The sequence below is a fragment of the Pseudobdellovibrionaceae bacterium genome (assembly GCA_015163855.1).
In the GTDB taxonomy this organism is placed as follows: Bacteria; Bdellovibrionota; Bdellovibrionia; order Bdellovibrionales; family UBA1609; genus JAAOIH01.
In genome coordinates this window covers 1-18,136 of the sequence record JAAOIK010000031.1, presented here as the reverse complement: position 1 = coordinate 18,136, position 18,136 = coordinate 1, and the positions used below count along the sequence as shown (strand labels likewise).

General features: G+C 33.2%; 15 protein-coding genes and 1 pseudogene. 15 read left to right on the top strand and 1 reads right to left on the bottom strand.

Annotated elements, in window-relative coordinates; genetic code table 11:
* The first annotated feature begins 6 nt into the window (after positions 1-6).
* The 10 genes and pseudogenes from HAW63_03815 to HAW63_03770 all read left to right on the top strand — a co-directional run bounded on the left by HAW63_03815 (position 7) and on the right by HAW63_03770 (position 12,030).
* Positions 7-1,044: a hypothetical protein gene (locus HAW63_03815; protein ID MBE8163093.1), complete on the top strand. Its 1,038-nt coding sequence runs from the start codon at positions 7-9 to the stop codon at positions 1,042-1,044.
* Positions 1,045-1,157: 113 nt separating this feature from the next.
* Positions 1,158-1,559 (top strand): annotated as a pseudogene (locus HAW63_03810) (hypothetical protein).
* 398 nt (positions 1,560-1,957) lie between these two features.
* Positions 1,958-2,491: a cytochrome c3 family protein gene (locus tag HAW63_03805; protein ID MBE8163092.1), complete on the top strand. Its 534-nt coding sequence runs from the start codon at positions 1,958-1,960 to the stop codon at positions 2,489-2,491.
* Between the two features lie 37 nt (positions 2,492-2,528).
* A complete protein-coding gene (locus tag HAW63_03800; protein ID MBE8163091.1) occupies positions 2,529-5,669 on the top strand; it encodes a TAT-variant-translocated molybdopterin oxidoreductase in 3,141 nt (1,046 codons plus the stop codon).
* Entirely contained in the window at positions 5,662-7,014 is a 1,353-nt protein-coding gene (gene nrfD / locus HAW63_03795) for a polysulfide reductase NrfD (protein ID MBE8163090.1), read from the top strand. The genes HAW63_03800 and nrfD overlap by 8 nt, the downstream gene beginning before the upstream one ends.
* Positions 7,004-7,591, top strand: a complete 588-nt coding sequence (locus tag HAW63_03790; GenBank protein MBE8163089.1) for a DUF3341 domain-containing protein — start codon at positions 7,004-7,006, stop codon at positions 7,589-7,591. Before nrfD ends, HAW63_03790 begins: the two co-directional genes overlap by 11 nt.
* 10 nt (positions 7,592-7,601) lie before the next feature.
* Positions 7,602-8,159: a cytochrome c gene (locus HAW63_03785; GenBank protein ID MBE8163088.1), complete on the top strand. Its 558-nt coding sequence runs from the start codon at positions 7,602-7,604 to the stop codon at positions 8,157-8,159.
* 8 nt (positions 8,160-8,167) lie between these two features.
* Positions 8,168-9,358 carry a molybdopterin oxidoreductase gene (locus HAW63_03780; protein ID MBE8163087.1) on the top strand — a complete coding sequence of 397 codons (1,191 nt, stop codon included), beginning with the start codon at positions 8,168-8,170 and terminating at the stop codon, positions 9,356-9,358.
* 3 nt (positions 9,359-9,361) lie between these two features.
* Positions 9,362-11,308, top strand: a complete 1,947-nt coding sequence (gene thrS, locus HAW63_03775; protein ID MBE8163086.1) for a threonine--tRNA ligase — start codon at positions 9,362-9,364, stop codon at positions 11,306-11,308.
* Positions 11,309-11,328: 20 nt separating this feature from the next.
* Entirely contained in the window at positions 11,329-12,030 is a 702-nt protein-coding gene (locus HAW63_03770) for a translation initiation factor IF-3 (GenBank protein ID MBE8163085.1), read from the top strand.
* A gap of 37 nt (positions 12,031-12,067) precedes the next feature.
* On the opposite strand, the gene HAW63_03765 is transcribed toward HAW63_03770, so the two are convergent.
* A complete protein-coding gene (locus HAW63_03765) occupies positions 12,068-13,546 on the bottom strand; it encodes an alanine:cation symporter family protein (GenBank protein MBE8163084.1) in 1,479 nt (492 codons plus the stop codon).
* Positions 13,547-13,748: 202 nt separating this feature from the next.
* Here HAW63_03765 and HAW63_03760 point away from each other — a divergent pair, with 202 nt between their 5' ends.
* The 5 genes from HAW63_03760 to HAW63_03740 all read left to right on the top strand — a co-directional run.
* Positions 13,749-15,401 (top strand): Glu/Leu/Phe/Val dehydrogenase, encoded by a 1,653-nt coding sequence (locus HAW63_03760; GenBank protein MBE8163083.1) that lies wholly within the window; start codon positions 13,749-13,751, stop codon positions 15,399-15,401.
* A gap of 192 nt (positions 15,402-15,593) precedes the next feature.
* Complete coding sequence (rpmI, locus tag HAW63_03755) at positions 15,594-15,782, top strand: 50S ribosomal protein L35 (GenBank protein MBE8163082.1); 189 nt, start codon at positions 15,594-15,596, stop codon at positions 15,780-15,782.
* Between the two features lie 10 nt (positions 15,783-15,792).
* Complete coding sequence (rplT, locus tag HAW63_03750; GenBank protein MBE8163081.1) at positions 15,793-16,137, top strand: 50S ribosomal protein L20; 345 nt, start codon at positions 15,793-15,795, stop codon at positions 16,135-16,137.
* A 43-nt stretch (positions 16,138-16,180) separates the two neighbouring features.
* On the top strand, positions 16,181-17,239 hold the full coding sequence (locus tag HAW63_03745) for a type 2 isopentenyl-diphosphate Delta-isomerase (GenBank protein MBE8163080.1): 1,059 nt from the start codon (positions 16,181-16,183) through the stop codon (positions 17,237-17,239).
* A 21-nt stretch (positions 17,240-17,260) separates the two neighbouring features.
* A partial coding sequence (locus tag HAW63_03740; protein MBE8163079.1) for a hydroxymethylglutaryl-CoA reductase, degradative occupies positions 17,261-18,136 on the top strand: 876 nt, incomplete at its 3' end.

Below are 18,136 nucleotides of genomic sequence, written 5' to 3'. Positions count from 1 at the left end.
GAGGTAATGTTTAAAACAATACCTTTTGTTAACTTCATTATTTCTGTTTTTCTTCTTTTGTGTTTTTTTACAACAGAAAAACTATTTGCACAAGAGGCACAGGGAATGGTTTTAAAAGAAAGCCTGTCTTTAGTGGGAGTAAAAAAAGTTTTCTTACACGCTTCCCATTCTAAATTAAAATTAAGTGCATTTTCTGCCGAAGCAAAAAAGATTAAAATACTTAGTAATTCTAATAGTTTATTAAATAAAGTTATAGTTAAACAGTTAAAAAAAGGCAAAAACTTACACCTTTGGATTTTTAAAAAGACTTTTTTGGGAGAAGCTAAAAGTGTTAATAAAAAACCATTTATTGGTGAGTTTTTAATACAAATGCCCTCTTTGCCCGTAGTTTTAGTACAAGATTTGGGTTCTGTTTTTGTGGAGTTTTGGAAATCCTCTTTAGTTATTAAAAAGTGGAACGGGCCTATAGAAATTAAAAATACTGAGGCGGATATTAGTATTTTTTCTCAAAAAGGTATTATAAATATAGAGGGTCATAAAGGAAAATTAAAAATAGAAGCTTATGATAATAAGGTGAGTGTAAATAATTCTAAAGGGGCTTTTCAATTAAATGTTTTTAGTGGATCTATAAGTATAAATAAAGTGGATGCAAAGATTAATTTGTCGACATATAATGCCAGTGTTCTTGCAGAGGATGTTAAGGGAAGATTAACAGTGCAGGCCCAAAACTCTTCTATAAATTTAAAAAAGATTTACTCTACAACCAGGGTTAAAACGCTTAAAGGAAAAGTAAAGGTTAGTGATATAGGGGCTATTTCTTTAAATATTTTTAGTACGGGGAAAGCCTCTATTGCTGTAGGGTTAAAGGCTAGGTCGGCAAAAATATTTATTCTTAGCCACCGATTTAAAGCCAAGGTTCCAGCCGGGCTAGTGCATAAATCTTTAGGGAAGGGAGAGCAGGTTAAAGGTATTTTAAAAGGCATTAATCCTAAGGCTTTTGTGGTTTTAAAGAGCAAGAAAGGGAGAATTAGCTTACAGCTTTAATTCAAAAAGTTTGCCCTTTGTGTTAAACTTTGGTATTTAAATTAACCAGTGACGGATTTTTATATTAGTAGATAATTAAAATTATAGATTAAGGATTATTTAATAAGGTGGATATGGCAAAAGCAAAAAAAAAAGTAATTAAAAAGAAAGTAGCTAAGAAAAAAGTAGTTAAAAAGAAAGTAGCTAAAAAGAAAGTTACTAAGAAAAAAACCGTTAAGAAAAAAGTAGCTAAGAAAAAAGTAGCTAAGAAAAAAGTAGTTAAAAAGAAAGTAGCTAAAAAGAAAGTAGCTAAAAAGAAAGTTACTAAGAAAAAAGTAGCTAAAAAGAAATCTCCTAAAAAAAATAATAAAAAGAAAGTAGCTAAGAAAAAGGTTGCTAAGAAAAAAATAACTAAAAAGAAAATCACTAAAAAGAAAGTAGCTAAGAAAAAGGTTGCAAAAAAACAACCCGCTAAAAAAGTAAAAAAAGCAGTTAGTAAAAAGGCAGAGGCTAAGTCCGCAAAAGCAGAAGCTGCCGATACGCCTTCTATTTTATCTTCTCAATTTTTAGGAGAGCTAGACAGTTTAACCAGCAAAGACAATGTAGTTTTAACCGACGCTGACGGTTATCGATTTTGCGAAGTTTCTGGTTGTGACCAAATTGTTATAGCTCATAAATGGTGTCGTTTACACTTTTTAATGAAGTGGGAGGTGCCTTATATGGCAAAGGCCGTTTCTGAAAAAATTTTAGAAAAATATATTAAAGATTTAACTTCGGGTTATTCTAAGGAATATATTGAGCATTTATTTACTATAGTATCTAACCCTAAAAAATTAAATAAATTTTCTAAATAATATTTGAAATATTGGTTGTTGATATGGTATTAATGATTAACTAAAGTAGTGTACTAGTGAAAAATAAAAAAAATATTTTAATGTCTCGTAAAGTTCTTGTTCCTGTTGTCTTAGTGGTCACACTAGCGGCTTTATTTATTTGGATTTATTTGGTAACCAATAATAAAGTGGTTTTTGGCTATAATATTAATTACCAACCTACTCAACCTATTCCTTACTCTCATAAAGTACATGCAGGTCAATACAAAATTGATTGTCGTTATTGTCATGCTAATGTTGATAAATCCAGGCATGCCACTGTACCTAGTTTAAATATTTGTATGAACTGCCACTTGTCTGTTAAAACCGGCAGTCCTATCATTCAAAAGTTAACGCAACATTATATAAATAATCAACCCGTAGAGTGGCAAAAAGTACATTTATTACCAGATTATGTAAAGTTTGATCATTCCAAACATATTAATGCCGGTAAGCAATGCCAAGACTGTCATGGACAGGTGGAAACTATGGAAGAGGTTTTTCAAAAAGAAAGTTTATCTATGGGTTGGTGTGTAGATTGCCATAGAAAAAAAGAAAATAATGCACCCACTAGTTGTGTAACTTGTCATTATTAATAAAAAAAGCATTGGTTAAAGGAAAAGGACTTAGCTCATGAAAGAAGAAATAAAACATCTAAAGAAAACAACAACTAGTAAAGAGGTTAACGAGCAGCTTCTTTCTGAAGAACCAGAAAATGGCTATTGGAAGAGTCTTGCAGAGCTACAAAACACTACAGAGTTTCAACAATCTGTGGTTGATGAATTTCAATCCACACCCATAGATAAAAGTAAAGAAGAGGGTTGGGCAAGACGAGATTTTTTAAAACTAATGGGAGCCAGTTTAGCTTTAAGTACTTTTGCTTGTACTAGAAAACCCACTCAAAAAATTGTACCTTATGTTAAAAGACCAGACGATGTTATTCCTGGTGTGGCTAATCATTATGCTTCTAGTTTTGTTGATGGCTCTGAGGTTTTTGGAGTAGTTGTAAAAACTAGAGAAGGCCGTCCCATAAAAATAGAAGGTAATTCGGAATATCCAGGAGCTTTAAACAAAATATCTATGCGTGCAACAGCCAGTGTGTTGTCTTTATATGATCCTGATAGGTTAAAAGCTCCAATACAACATTTATTAAATCCTAAAAAAACCAACTACGATAGCTTGCCAATATCTTGGAAAAAATTAGATGCTACAGTGGTTAAAGAATTAAAAAAATCTTCTGTGGGTGTGCTAACAAAAAGTATTACCTCTCCTAGCACTAGGGCTTTACTTTATAATTTTAAACAAACTTATAAAGCAAAACATTACTCTTGGGATGTGGAAAATTTAGATGCTTTAAAGCAAGCACAAAAAATTTCTTATGGAGATAAAGTTGTTCCTCATTACCGTTTAAACAAAGCAAAGATGATTGTCTCTGTAGGGGCCGATTTTTTAGGTTCTTATTTAGCTCCAACAGAAATGTCTGGTTTTTTTGCTCAAGGGCGTAAACCTTCTAAAAATATGAATAAGTTAGTTGTGTTTGAGTCTGGCTTATCCTTAACGGGTGCAAATGCCGATCGTCGTTATCCAGTAAAGGCTTCGGAGTATTTAGATATTTTAATGGGAGTATTGTACCAATTGGTGATAGTAAAAAAACGCTCTTCTTATGCTTGGGATAAAAACCTTCGCCAAGTGTTAACCAGTTACAATGAAAAAGTGTCTTTGGTAGAATTAGATAAAAAATTACAACTGTCTAACATTGCCGATGAGTTATGGAAAAACCGAAAGAAAAGTTTAGTTATAGTGGGAGGAATTTCCACAGAAACACAAGAATCCACTTTACTACACATAGCTGCCAATTTTTTAAACACATTGCTGTCTAATGATGGTAGTGTTGTAGATTATAAAGAGTCTAATTATTCTTCTTTTAGATCTTCTGAAAAAGATTTAACAAAATTAATTGCCGACATAGAGTCTGGATTGGTTAAACGCTTAATTATTCATGATATCAATCTTGTTTATAGTCACCCTGGTAATGAAAAATTATTAAAAGCACTAAAAAAATTAAAATTACTAGTTTATGTAGGCTCGCACTTAGATGAAACTGCTAAAATTAGTAATTTTATTGCTCCTGATCATAATGCATTAGAAAAGTGGGGAGATGTAGAGGGGCAGAACCAATTATACTCTATTATTCAACCAACTATTGAACCACTTTATGAAACTAGAGCTTTTGAAGATTCTTTAATAACTTGGATTAAAGCAGTAAAATCGTTTTCGGCCAAAAATAGTTACGAGTATTTAAAAACCTATTGGCGTTATCAATTTTATCCTAAATATAAAAAAGGAAATCAAAAATTTGATGACTTTTGGTTTAACCTTTTGCAAAAGGGTTTTGTAGATGGCAATACCAAACGCTACAAAACCAATAACTCTGTTCGTAAGTTTAATATGTCTGCTTTATCTTGGTTAAAACCAAGTTTACCAGAGCAAGGTTATGAACTCTCTTTAGAATCTAGTTTTTCTAATCGTTGGGGAAGTATGGCCAATGTTGCTTGGTTACAAGAGATCCCTCATCCCATAACAAAAATTTGTTGGGATAATTATTTATCTATCCCTTTATCCATGGCAGAAAAAGAGCGTTTAAAAGAAGGCCAAGTGGTAGAGCTTAAAGTAAGTGATCAAATAGTAAAAGTTCCTGTACATATTCAACCCGGTCAGGCGGATAATACTATGTCTTTATCCCTTGGGTATGGGCAAACTTATGGTTCGGTGGCAAAAGCTGTGGGAGTTAATGCTTTTCCTTTAGTAAAAAGTTTTAAAAATAAAAAAGTTTATGCTGGTTTAAAGGCTTCTATTACTAAAACTAGTAAAGTTAATTTATTAGCTAGCACGCAAAATCAACATAGTATGCAGGGTCGTCGTATTGTTATTGAAAAAACTTTAGATGATATGCTAGCTTTAACTAAACCCATTGAAAGTCGTGAAAAACAACCCACTTTATGGTCTACTATAAAATACAAAGGGCAAAAATGGGGAATGAGTATTGATTTAAATACTTGTACGGGTTGTTCTAGTTGTGTAGTTGCTTGTCAGTCAGAAAACAATATTCCCACAGTAGGAAAGCAATATGTTTCTGAGGGGCGGTCAATGCATTGGTTGCGCATTGATAGGTACCATACTGGAAAAGCAGAAGACCCCGATACCGTTTTTCAACCAGTAACTTGTCAACATTGTGACGAAGCCCCTTGCGAAACAGTTTGTCCAGTGGCTGCCACCGTTCATGGCGACGAAGGCACTAATGATATGATTTACAATCGTTGCGTGGGTACTCGTTATTGTGCAAATAACTGCCCTTATAAAGTGCGTCGATTTAATTGGTTTGATTTTACTCAACTAAGTACTCCTTTAGAGATGTCTTTAAATCCAGAAGTTACTGTTCGTGATAGAGGGGTAATGGAAAAATGTTCTTTCTGTTTGCATAAAGTAACAGAAATTCGTCATAAAAAAGCTATTGATAAAAAAACAAAACATATTGATGATGGTGAAGTAAAAACAGCTTGTCAGGAAGCTTGTCCTACTAATGCTATTAACTTTGGTGATAGCAATGATAAAAAAACAAAAGTTTCTAAAGATTTTGCAAATAAAAGAGCTTATACTTTATTACATGAATTAAATTTAAAACCTGGTTTAAGGTATCAGGCCAAAGTAAAAAATGTAAAACAATTAAAGTCCGAAAAAAAACCTTCTCATCATGGAGGGAATAATCATGGCTAAACGACCCGTATTAGTTTTAGACAATAAAGATTATAAACAAGTTACAGAAGATGTTTGTTCTTTAATAGAGACTGTTCCTGGAAAAAATTATTTTGCTTTATTATTTGCTTCTAAATCTTTGCTTCTTTACTTTATAGTTACCATGGGGTTAATTGCCGTTTATGGAATGGGTTTAATGGGAGTAAATAGTCCTGTAGGTTGGGGTACAGACATTGTTACTTTTGTTTTTTGGATTGGTATTGGTCATGCAGGAACTTTAATTTCTGCTATTTTATTTTTATTTAGACAAAAATGGAGAACCTCTATTGCTAGAACGGCAGAAGCTATGACGGTATTTGCCGTAATGACAGCTGGAATTTTCCCTTTGCTACATACAGGTCGTCCATGGTTAGCTCATTGGTTGTTACCTTACCCTAATCAACGAGGGCCATTATGGGTAAATTTTAGATCTCCTTTATTATGGGATGTTTTTGCCGTATCCACTTATGCTTTGGTTTCCATGACTTTTTGGTATGTGGGTTTGGTTCCCGATTTAGCAACAGTTAGAGATAGAGCAAAAAATAAAGTGCGTAAATTTATATATGGTGTTTTATCTATGGGTTGGAGGGGTACAGCTAAGCATTGGAACCATTACGAAATGGTTTATATGTTACTTGCTGGTTTATCTACTCCTTTAGTTTTATCGGTGCATAGTATTGTTTCTTTTGACTTTGCGGTTTCGCAATTACCAGGTTGGCATACGACTATTTTCCCTCCTTACTTTGTGGCAGGAGCAGTGTTTTCTGGTTTTGCCATGGTGGTGACTTTAATGTCTATTTTACGAATAGTAATCCCTCATTTTAAACACTATGTAACCGTTAATCATTTAGAGTTAATGAATAAAATCATTATGACCACTAGCTTACTAGTAGGGTATTCTTATGCTTCTGAGTTTTTTATTGCTTGGTACTCGGGCCATGGGGTAGAACAATATGCATTTATTAACCGTGCTTTTGGCCCTTATTGGTGGTCTTATTGGATTATGGTTTCTTGCAATGTAATTATTCCGCAAATATTTTGGTTTAAAAAAATGCGTCGCCATTTAATAGTAATGTTTATTATTTCTATTTTTGTAAATATTGGTATGTGGTTTGAAAGATTTGTAATCACGGTAACCTCTTTGCATAGAGATTTTTTACCATCCAGTTGGGGAATGTTTCATTTTAGCGCTTACGATTTAGGAGCCATTTTTGGTAGTTTTGGTTTATTTTTTATGTTATTTTTAATTTACTTAAGAGTGTTTCCTTCTATTTCTATGTCAGAAATCAAAACAGTATTAAATGTGGGGCACGATAATGAGCACTAAAAATACATTAATACAAAAAGCCAAAGCTTTAGCTTGTAAAATAGAGAATTACATAAAAAGTCCAACAAAAAAAGGTACTGCTGCTTTTTGGCTCGATGATCACCAGTTAGTTAAGGCAGCTCGTGCAATGACAGAAAATGGTTTTTCTGGCTTTGAAGCAGTTTCTCCTTTTCCCTTACATGGAATTGATGAAGCTATGAAAATACCTCGTTCTTTTATTCCTTGGGCAACTTTCTTTTTAGGTTTAACAGGTTGTGCTTTTGGTATTTGGTTTACTTGGTGGGTTGCTGTAGTGAATTGGCCATTAAATATTGGTGGTAAACCAATGTGGTCTTTTGCTGCTTTTATACCTATTATTTTCGAGTTAACTATTTTATTTGCAGCTTTAGGTTCGGTGGCTTTAATGTTTTTTATTAATGGATTACCTAGTGTTAATCCTGTTATTTTAGACCCAGATATCACTAGCCATAAATTTGCAATATTTATTCCTGAAGAAGAAATTAAAGGACGAGCTAAAGAACTTAATCAGATTTTTAATCAATTTGGAGCTGTGGAAGTTAAGCAATCCGAATTTTAAAAAGGGCATTATGAAAAGAAAACGATTATATCACTTATTATACAGCCTATTGCTAGGAACATTAATGTTGTCCTGTAATGCTGGCAAAAACCAAACAAATTATGAAACTAGCATGGGAATGTTTGAACAAAAGGCTTTAAAAGCACAAGGTTTTAATAAAACCAGAAATAAACCCAATTTTATGAATCCACCTAAAGGAAGTATTTCTAAAGAAAAAGAAAAATTTTTATACACTCAAGCAGCGCAAGCCGGAAAAGCTTTTAAAAATCCTTTAAAAGGAAAATACAGTGCAGAAATATTATTAAAAGGAAAAGAACTATTTACTATTTACTGTGCGCTTTGCCATGGGCAGACGGGTGCTGGAAATGGACAAATTGCACCTAAAATGATTATAAAACCTCCTTCTTTACTATCTTCTACCATAAGAAAATCTTCTGATGGATTTATTTATTATATTATTAAAAAAGGAAAAGGTTTGATGGGAAGTTATGCTAATCAAATTCCTAATCCAAAAGATAGATGGGCTATTATAAATTATATTAGAACCTTACAAAAAATAAATAAATAGGGGCTTTAGTGGAAACAAGTAATATAACTAATCAGCAAAAAACAGAATGGATTATTTCTTCTAAAGCAAAAACTTTGTTTGTAAGTTTTATGTTTATTGGAGTTATCACCTTTGGCATTACCATGATTACCGACAATGTAAGGGCATGGTCTTCTTTTTTAGTTAGTTTTTTCTTTTTTACTAGTTTAGCTTTAGGTGGATTATTTTTTGTTGCGTTGCAGTTTTTAACTAAAGCGGGTTGGAGTGTAAATATTCGTCGCTATGCCGAGGCAATGAGCAGTTTTTTACCATGGGCTTTTGGTTTAGCTATTATCTTTTTTTTAGGAGCAGGAAATATTTATTCATGGTTTGATTCGGCTAACATGATTGGGCATCATGCTTTAGAGGGTAAAATGTCTTATTTAAATCCAACAGCTTTTTTTATTCGTTTAGTTTTATTTTTTTCTGTATGGATTATTTTGCAGCGATGGATTATTAAAGCGTCTACATTAGAAAAAGCAAAATCTATTTATGACAAAGCAATGAAACCATCGGTTATTTTTTTATTAGTATTTGCACTATCTTATTCTTTATTTAGTGTAGATCTTTTAATGAGCTTAAACCCTTATTGGTATTCTACTATTTTTGGAGTTTATAATTTTTCTGGATTATTTCAATCGGCCTTAGCCTTTATCATTATTTTTGTAGTTTATGCTTTAAAAAAATCGTGGATTAAAGGTTTTGTAAACGAAAATCATTTGCATGATTTAGGAAAACTGCTTTTTGGCTTTACCACTTTTTGGGCTTACATTGCTTTTAGTCAATTTATGTTAATTTGGTATGCTAACATTCCTGAAGAAACGGTGTATTTTTTAAATCGTTTTGATGGAGAATGGATATGGGTATCTATTGCATTAGTTATATTTAAATTTATTGTTCCTTTTATTGCCTTACTTCCTCAATGGGCTAAAAGAAATCCTTATCATCTTGTTGCAGTATCGGTTTTAATTTTATTAATGCAATTTGTAGATGTTTATTGGATGGTTTACCCTCATTATTCCCCCTCTGTAGTTAAGTTTTCTTTTGCAGAAGTGGGTATTTTTTTAGGTTTTTTAGGTTTATTTTTATATACCAGTACTAAATTTTTAACCAAACAATCTTTAATTCCCAAAGAAGATTACTTTTATGATGAATCTAAAAGTCATGAAGTAGTGTATTAATTTATGTCTAAAATTTCTGTTATTTTACCGGATAATTCTATTAAAAGTTTTGATAAAGCACCCAGTGTTTTAGAAGTGGCAGAAAGCATTGGTTCGCGTTTAGCTAAAGATACTTTGGGTGCGAAAATTAATTCTAATAATGAAGTGCAAGATTTACGAACGCGGTTAATGGATCAAGACACTATTAAAATAATTACTAAAACCTCTCCAGAAAGTTTAGATATTTTAAGACATTCTGCAGCTCATGTATTAGCCCAAGCCGTACAATTTATATGGCCAGAAATTAAAGTCACTATTGGCCCTGTTATTGATTCAGGGTTTTATTATGATTTCGACTCTCCTTATGTATTTGTAGAAGAAGACCTTGTTAAAATAGAAAAAAAAATGAAAGAACTAATCAAGTCTAAATTACCAGTGGCTAAAGAAGTTTGGGCTATTGATAAAGCTATTGATTATTTTAAAAACAAAAAAGAATTATTTAAAGTAGAAATTATTCAAGATTTAAAAACTAAAGGTTTTAATGAAGTTAGTATTTATAAACAAGGCGACTGGTTAGATTTATGTAAAGGCCCTCATGTACAGCATTTGGGTCAAATCTCTAGTATAAAGTTATTAAGTGTTGCAGGGGCTTATTGGAAAGGGGATGAAAATAATAAACAGTTACAGCGCATTTATGGAACGGCTTTTGGCTCGGAAAAAGATTTACAAGCGCATTTACATTTATTAGAAGAAGCAAAAAAAAGAGACCACCGTATATTAGGAAAAAAATTAGATTTATTCTTTTTTCATCCATACTCTCCAGGTGCTCCTTTTTTCACACCAAAAGGAACGGTAATTTATAACGAGTTAACAAATTATTTAAAAGAACTTTATAAAAAGTATAATTATGAGGAAGTGATTAGCCCTCAAATTTTTGATGTCGATTTATATCACAAATCGGGGCATTATGAAAATTATAGAGAAAATATGTATTTTACAGAAGTAGATAAACGACCTTTTTCTGTTAAACCAATGAACTGCCCGGGGCATTGCTTAATCTATTCTCAAAAACGACACTCTTATAGAGACTTGCCATGGAGAATTGCAGATTTTGGAAGACTTCATCGTTATGAAAGAAGTGGAACTATGCATGGTTTATCTAGGGTAAGAAGTTTTTGCCAAGATGATGCTCATATTTTTTGTCGATTAGATCAACTACAAGCAGAAATTTGTTCTTTTATGAATTTTTTAAAAGAAGTTTATCAAAGTTTAGGTATGAATGAGTATAAAATTTATTTATCCACTCGTCCTGCAAAGCGTATGGGAAGCGATGAAGCTTGGAATAAGTCAGAAGAAGCTTTAAAACAAGCTTTAGATGCTTTACAATTACCTTATGAAATTAATGAAGGCGATGGAGCTTTTTATGGCCCTAAATTAGATATTGTGTTTATTGATTCTATGAAGCGCCCTTGGCAGTTAGGAACTTTACAGTGTGATTTTAATATGCCAGAGGCTTTTAAGTTGTCTTATGTGGGCGAGGATAACGAAAATCACCAACCTATTATGCTTCATCGAGCCATTTTAGGTTCTTTAGAAAGATTTTTAGCCACTTATTTAGAACACACTGCTGGAAGATTGGCTTTATGGATGAGTCCAGTACAAATTGCTATTTGCAATTTAACGGATAAAAATAAAGCTTATGCAGAAAGTATTAATAAAGAAATTAAAAAACATTTTAGAACATTTTTAGATACTAGAAATGAAAAGCTAGGGTTTAAAATTAGAGAAGCACAAATTAACCAAGTTCCTTATATGATTATTGTTGGAGATAAAGAAGAAGCTTCTAAAGAGGTGTCTTTGCGTTTACGAACTGGTGAAAGCATAAGTAATTTAACTATAAAAGAAGTTGTAGAAAAATTAAAACAAGAAAAGCAAACTAGAATGATGGATTCTATTTTTATAGAAGCCTAATTTGTAAAAAAGGAGGCCATTTGGCTCAAGCTAAGTTTCAAAGAAAGAAGAAAGCGGTTTTTCAAAGAGTAAATGGAAGAATTCGTGTTCCAGAAGTTCGTGTGATTGATCACACCGGAGCTATGTTGGGAGTTATTTCCACTCGCGATGCTTTAGCTAAAGCCCGAGAGGAGGGCTTAGATTTAGTGGAGGTGGCCGCCGAGGCAAAACCACCCACTTGTAAAATTATGGATTATGGTCAATGGAAATATGATTCTAAAAAACAAGCCAAAGAAAATCGTAAAAGACAAAAAACGGTTTCGTTAAGAGAAATTCAAGTAAGACCACGCACTGGAGAAAATGATCTTAATATTAAATTAGCTAAAGCGCGTGAATTTTTAGAAGAAGGCGATAAAGTTAAAATTAATTTGCGTTTTATGGGCCGTGAAATGGCACATAAAGATTTAGGATTACAGTTAATTGAAAAAATGATTAAATCTTTAAAAGATATCGCTATTGTCGAAACACCTCCCAAGCAAGAAGGTCGACATATGTTTGCTATTGTTATAGAAGATCCTAAAATTACTAAAGCTAAAGCTTTAAAAATAAAAGAGGCAGCAAAAGCGGCAAAAGCTGCAGAAAGAAAGGCGCAAAAAGAAGAAAAAGTATTAGATGGTTTAGAAAAACCAGAAGAAGAAGAAAAAGAAGAAAAAACAGAAAAAGAAGAAAAAGCACCATTGTAAATAATGGTGTTGCGATTTTGTTAGAAAGCTGTTTTGGTTACTGTTTGTTTAACCAGTAAGTTTTTAAATCTTTTTTTACAGTAGGCGCCAACATATACAGCCCAATAATATTAGGTATACAAATTAAAAATACTAAAGCATCAGATATATCTAAGATGGGTTTTAGTTTAACCATGCAACCTAGCATAACAAAAACACAAAAAATTAATTTGTAAGCCAGTTGCTTATCTTCGCCAAATAAATAAGTCCAACCTTTTAAACCGTAATAAGACCAAGATATCATGGTAGAAAAAGCAAAAAGCAAACCTGCTAAGGCAATAGGGTAAGGAAACCAAGAAATTTGGCTTTCAAAAGCGGCAGAAGTCATGGCAATACCCACAGCATCACCAGCAAATCCTGGTTGGGCTACAGAAACTACCGAGATAACTAAGGCGGTAAGGGTGCAAATAATAAGGGTGTCAATAAAAGGGCCTAAGATAGCAACTATACCTTCGGTAATGGGTTGATCGGTTTTTACGGCGGCATGAGCAATAGAGGCAGAACCAATACCTGCTTCGTTAGAAAATACTGCGCGTTGAAAACCTACAATCATTGCACCTAAAGCACCACCAGTTATTCCTTGCGAAGAAAAGGCTCCACTAAAAATATTACTAATGGCTTGTGGTAAAAATTCAGCATTCATAGCAATAACTATAATAGCAGAAATGCAATACAGCACCGCCATAAAAGGCACCATTTTTTCTGTTACTTTGGCGATGGATTTAATACCTCCAACAATAACTATAAAAACCATAAAGGCAAAAATAAAACCCACTAGCCAGCCATAGTTATCTAAAAGGCCACCGGCAATAACATTTAATTGTACAAAGGCTTGGTTAGATTGAAACATATTACCAATGCCCAAAGCTCCTAAAACTATTCCTGCGGCGAAAAATATACCAAGAAAACGACCCAGTTTAGGAAAGTTTAATTCGGCTAGTCCATAAGTTAAGTAATACATGGGCCCTCCCGAGAAAGAAGAGTCTGCATTATGTTTTCGGTACTTAACACCCAAAGTGCATTCTACAAACTTAGTAGACATGCCCAAAAAACCTGCAACAATCATCCAAAATGTAGCACCCACACCTCCCACACTAATGGCCACAGCAACACCGGCAATGTTTCCGATACCTACAGTTCCAGAGATGGCGGTCATCAAGGCTTGGAAGTGTGATATTTCTCCTTCAGCGGTTTTTTTGTCATGCTTTCCAGAAATTAATTCTATGGCATGTTTAAAACCACGAAGGTTAATAAAATTCATATAAAAAGTAAAAATAAAAGCGCTAATAACAAGCAAGATAACAACAATAGGTAGCTCTGCACCCCATAAACTTATTTTAAAAAACACAAAATCACCAAAAGCTTTGGCAATGGGAGAAGTAATTTGATTAATACTGTCGTCAATACCTGCATAACTATTTTTACTTAATAAGCTAAAAAACAAAAAACTAAAAATAGAGTAAATGGGATAGAGCATATTGATGAGTTTGAAAATAAAAAATTAGTGGTTAAAGATAAAATTAAGTCTTTGTTACCTATCAATGCTGTGATGAAAGCGGTTTAATGTCAAGAGGTTGTTAATACACCTAATCCAAATCGTGGATTAAACTCTAGTCCAAATTGTAGATCACCCGTGGCTTGATATATGCAATGTAAAAGGACAAATAATGGGGGCAATAATGAAATTATCTATTTTAATCAGTGTGCTAGTGTTTTTAGAGACTAATATAGTTTTAGCTGCTGGTTTTAGTTGTCAAAAATTATTTTTTGATCAAAAAACAGACAGAATAGTGTCTCAAAAAAATACAAGCAATCAAGAAAGTGATAGTTTTTATAACAATTTTTTAATACCTATTAAAGCCTTACAAAAGAAATTTTTTTCTCTTAAAGAAAGCGACAAATTAACCCAGCTTTTAAATTCTCCTAAAATTTTAAACTTAGAGTTTCCATTAACTTTAGATAACGGAAAAACAGAAATTATAAAAGCATGGCGAATACAATACCCTAGTGTTAATGGCCCTGGAAAGGGAGGAATTCGTTTTCATGAATCAGTAAGTACCATGGAAGTAAGAGCATTAGCTTTAGGAATGCGTCTTAAAAATAAAGTAATAGGTTTGCCTTTTGGAGGAGCTAAGGGTGGGGTTAAAATTGACCCTAAAAAATACTCTCAAAATGAATTAGAAAAAATCAGTCGATTATTTATTAGTACTTTTTTAAATAAACATCCTAAAAATATTGGTTTATTAAATGATGTTCCAGCTCCTGATGTGGGAACTAATCCTAAAATAATGAAAGTTATGTTAGATGAATTTTTATATTGGTCTTTAAAAAACAAACCAAAAAGTTTAGATTTTAAATCAGTAGATACTCAGTATATGGAAAAAAATACAGTTTCTGTGTTAAAAGTAATGTATAAAGCATTAGGTAAATATAAAAATAAAAACGCTTTTGAAACGCCTTTGCTAGATGCGTATATTCAATTTACAAAAAATCACCCAGAACATAAAGCCATATTAGCGGGTTTTATTACAGGAAAATCCATTTCTGATTTTGGGTTAAAAGGTCGTGAAGAAGCCACAGGTTATGGAGTAGCTGCTTTGGCCGAAACGGTAGCTCGTTCTTATAAATTAGGTACTAATGATATAAGACCTTTAACCAATTTAAGCTTTGCGGTTCAAGGTTTTGGTAATGTGGGTTCTCACGCAGCTTTAGGTTTTTATAAAAGAGGAGGAAAGGTGGTTAGCCTTTTTGAATTTTCTCCTAGAGCCGATGGAAAAAACTTTCTTATCTTAGAAAATAAAGAGGGAATTAACATAAAAAAACTTTTTAAATGGGTAGTAGAAGAGAAAAAAAGCATTGCCGAATTTTCCGAGCCATTTTTAACAAAAACGGCATTTTATAATCAAGAATTGGCTTTAAATAAATTATTGGTTAAGCAGGTAGACTTTTTAGTTCCAGCCGCTTTAGAAAAACAAATTACTAAAAAAAATGCTCATTTAGTAAATGCTAAAATAATTTTAGAAGCTGCCAATGGTCCGGTTACTGCTAAAGCAGATAAAGTTTTAAATCAAAAAAACATTATAATGGTTCCAGATATTTTAGCTAATTCCGGTGGTGTTAGGGCAAGTTATTTGGAGTGGGTACAAAATTTAACCCAAACTCCTGCCCAATATGCAACACAAAAGTTTGTTCGTAAGGACTTAGAAAAAGAACTCGCTTTTGGTTTTCAAAATGTAGCACAAATTGCTAAAAGAAATAATATTTCTCTGCGAGAGGCGAGCTTGTTATTTGCCTTAAAACAATGGGTAAAAGAGCCTGTTTCTGCTAGGTAATTCCTATTATTAAGTAAAATGCCCATAAGCATTATTAAGTAAAATGGCCCATAATAAGGAGGCATTTATAAGCCTTGCCCTGCCTGTTTACCCGTGTTAGATTACCACCAGAGAAAAACTTGAGTCTGAGCAATAACAAAGATTTAGCTAAAAAGCTAAACGCCATTCCAAGGAGGCAAAGTGAAGTTAAAAATGAAAACCCATCGTGGTGCTGCCAAACGCTTTCGCGTTAAACCTGGCGGAAAAATCAAAAGAAAAAAGCAAGGTCTTAGGCATTTATTAGAAAATAAGTCCGCTCCCAGAAAAAGAGCTTTGGGGCAAGGCACTTATGTGGATGATGCCAATTTAAAAGCCGTTCAAAGACAATTATTAGTTAAATAAGAGGTTTATCATGAGAGTAAAAAGAGGTTTTGTAGCCCGTCGGCGTCGTAATAAAGTTTTAGATAGAGCAAAAGGTTATCGTGGTTCTAATAGTAATTGTTATATTACTGCTGTGGAAAAAAATGATAAAGCCATGCAGTATGCTTATCGAGATAGAAAAGTTAGAAAGCGAGATTTTAGAGGGCTTTGGATTCAAAGAATCAATGCAGCTGCTCGTTTAAATGGAGTGACTTATTCGCAATTAATTAATGGTTTAAAAATTGCGGGCATCGATATAAATCGTAAAATGCTTGCCGAGGTGGCCGTGGCCGACTCCAATGCCTTTGCCGCTTTAGTTAAGCAAGCACAGGCCTAGTTAGCTTGGTATAAAGAACGCGGTTTTTACCAAATTAAACCCAATGGATATTTCACAGTTTGAAAATAGAAAAGAAGATCATATTCGATTAGCTTTAGACGAAGCTAATCAAGCTCGTGTAGATTTTAATCAGTGGAAACAAGTGGATCTACTACATGAGGCCTTAGTGGATTTGGATTTTTCCGAAGTGAGTTTAAGCTCTACCATTTTAAATCGCACAGAAAAAACGCCATTTTTTATTAGTTCTATGACCGCGGGGCATGGGTCTTCTTTAGCTATTAACTTAGCCTTAGCAAAAGCTTGTGTAAAAAAATCTTGGTTTATGGGAGTGGGATCACAAAGAAAAGAGCTTTCGGATAATAGCCTTGAAAAAGCGTCTATTAAAGAGTGGGAGTTAGTTAGAGCCCAAGTTCCCGAGGTACAATTGTTAGCCAATATTGGTATTAGTCAGCTTATTTCTAACCCCATAGAAAAAATTAAGGCCTTAATTACCTCCACCAATGCTAGAGCTTTAATTGTGCATTTAAATAGTTTACAAGAGGTTTTGCAGGTAGAGGGTACACCAGAGTTTAAAAACTCCGCTAAAGCTATAGAAAATGTTTGTAAGTCTTTAAAAGTTCCAGTGATTATTAAAGAAACGGGTTGTGGGTTTTCTAAAAGCACTTTATTAAAACTTTCCACCTTAGGCGTTTCTGCTGTGGATGTGGCCGGTTTTGGAGGCACTCACTGGGGTTTAATAGAAGGGGCTAGAGCCAAGCAAGGTAGCTTGCAAGAACGCGCCTCGCAAACTTTTGCGTCTTGGGGAGTAAGCACTGTACAAAGTTTACTTGGAGCATTGGAAGTTAACAAAAATCTTAAAACTCCTTTAGAGTATTGGGCTTCGGGAGGAATTAGGAATGGTTTAGAAGCCGCTAAAGCTTTAGCCTTAGGCGCCACTGCGGTGGGTTTTGCTCAACCTATTTTAAAAGCTTTACAAATTAGTGAAGAACAGTTGCTAGTTAAAATGGACTTATTAGAATATGAATTAAAGATAGCTTTATTTTGCACAGGTTGTAAAAATATTATAGAGTTAAAAGATAAAGTGGTATTAAAATCTATTTAACTTCAGTAAAGGAATGATAGCATGTCAAATTACCATTTAGAGGGTTTTTCTAAATTAAGTCGATCAGAAAGGTTTGAAAAACTTTTACAACTAGGTTGTTTAACACAAAAAGATATTCAACTTTTACAAGGGCCTTATCCTATTCCTGTGGAACTTGCCGATAACTTTATTGAAAATGTTATTGGTTATTTTCCAATGCCTTTTGGTGTAGCTACTCATTTTTGCATTGATAATAAAGATTATATTATCCCTATGGTAGTAGAAGAAACTTCTATTATTGCCGCTGCTAGTAAAACAGCAAAATGGATTAAGGCTAAAGGAAAAATCAGTACAGAAAGTTTGGGTTCGCTTTCTATTGGGCAAATTCAAATTTCTAAAGTAACAGATTTTAATACTTTTAAAAATATTTTAGAAAAAAATAAGTTACAATTAATTGAACAAGCCAATACAAAGGTTGCTCATGGTTTAGTTGCTCGTGGAGGAGGGGTGGTTAATTTAGAAATTAGAAAAGTAAATGCTATGGCTGTTGTTCATGTACTAGTGGATACTTGCGAAGCTATGGGTGCTAATATTATTAACCAAGTTTGTGAGTTTTTAAAAACTCCTATTGAACAATTAACTTCAGAAAAAGTAAGTATGTGTATTTTAACTAATTTAGTAGATACAAAATTAGTTAAAGCAAAGGTTCAGTTAAAAGAAATAAACCCCGAATTAGGTAAAAAAATTGAAGAGGCTTCTCGCTTTGCAGAAGAAGACCCTTATAGAGCAGCGACTAATAACAAAGGGGTGCTAAACGGTATTGACCCTATATTATTAGCCACAGGTAATGATTGGAGAGCCGTAGAAGCAGGCATACACAGCTATGCTAGCGCCTCTGGAAGTTATAGTTCTATTACT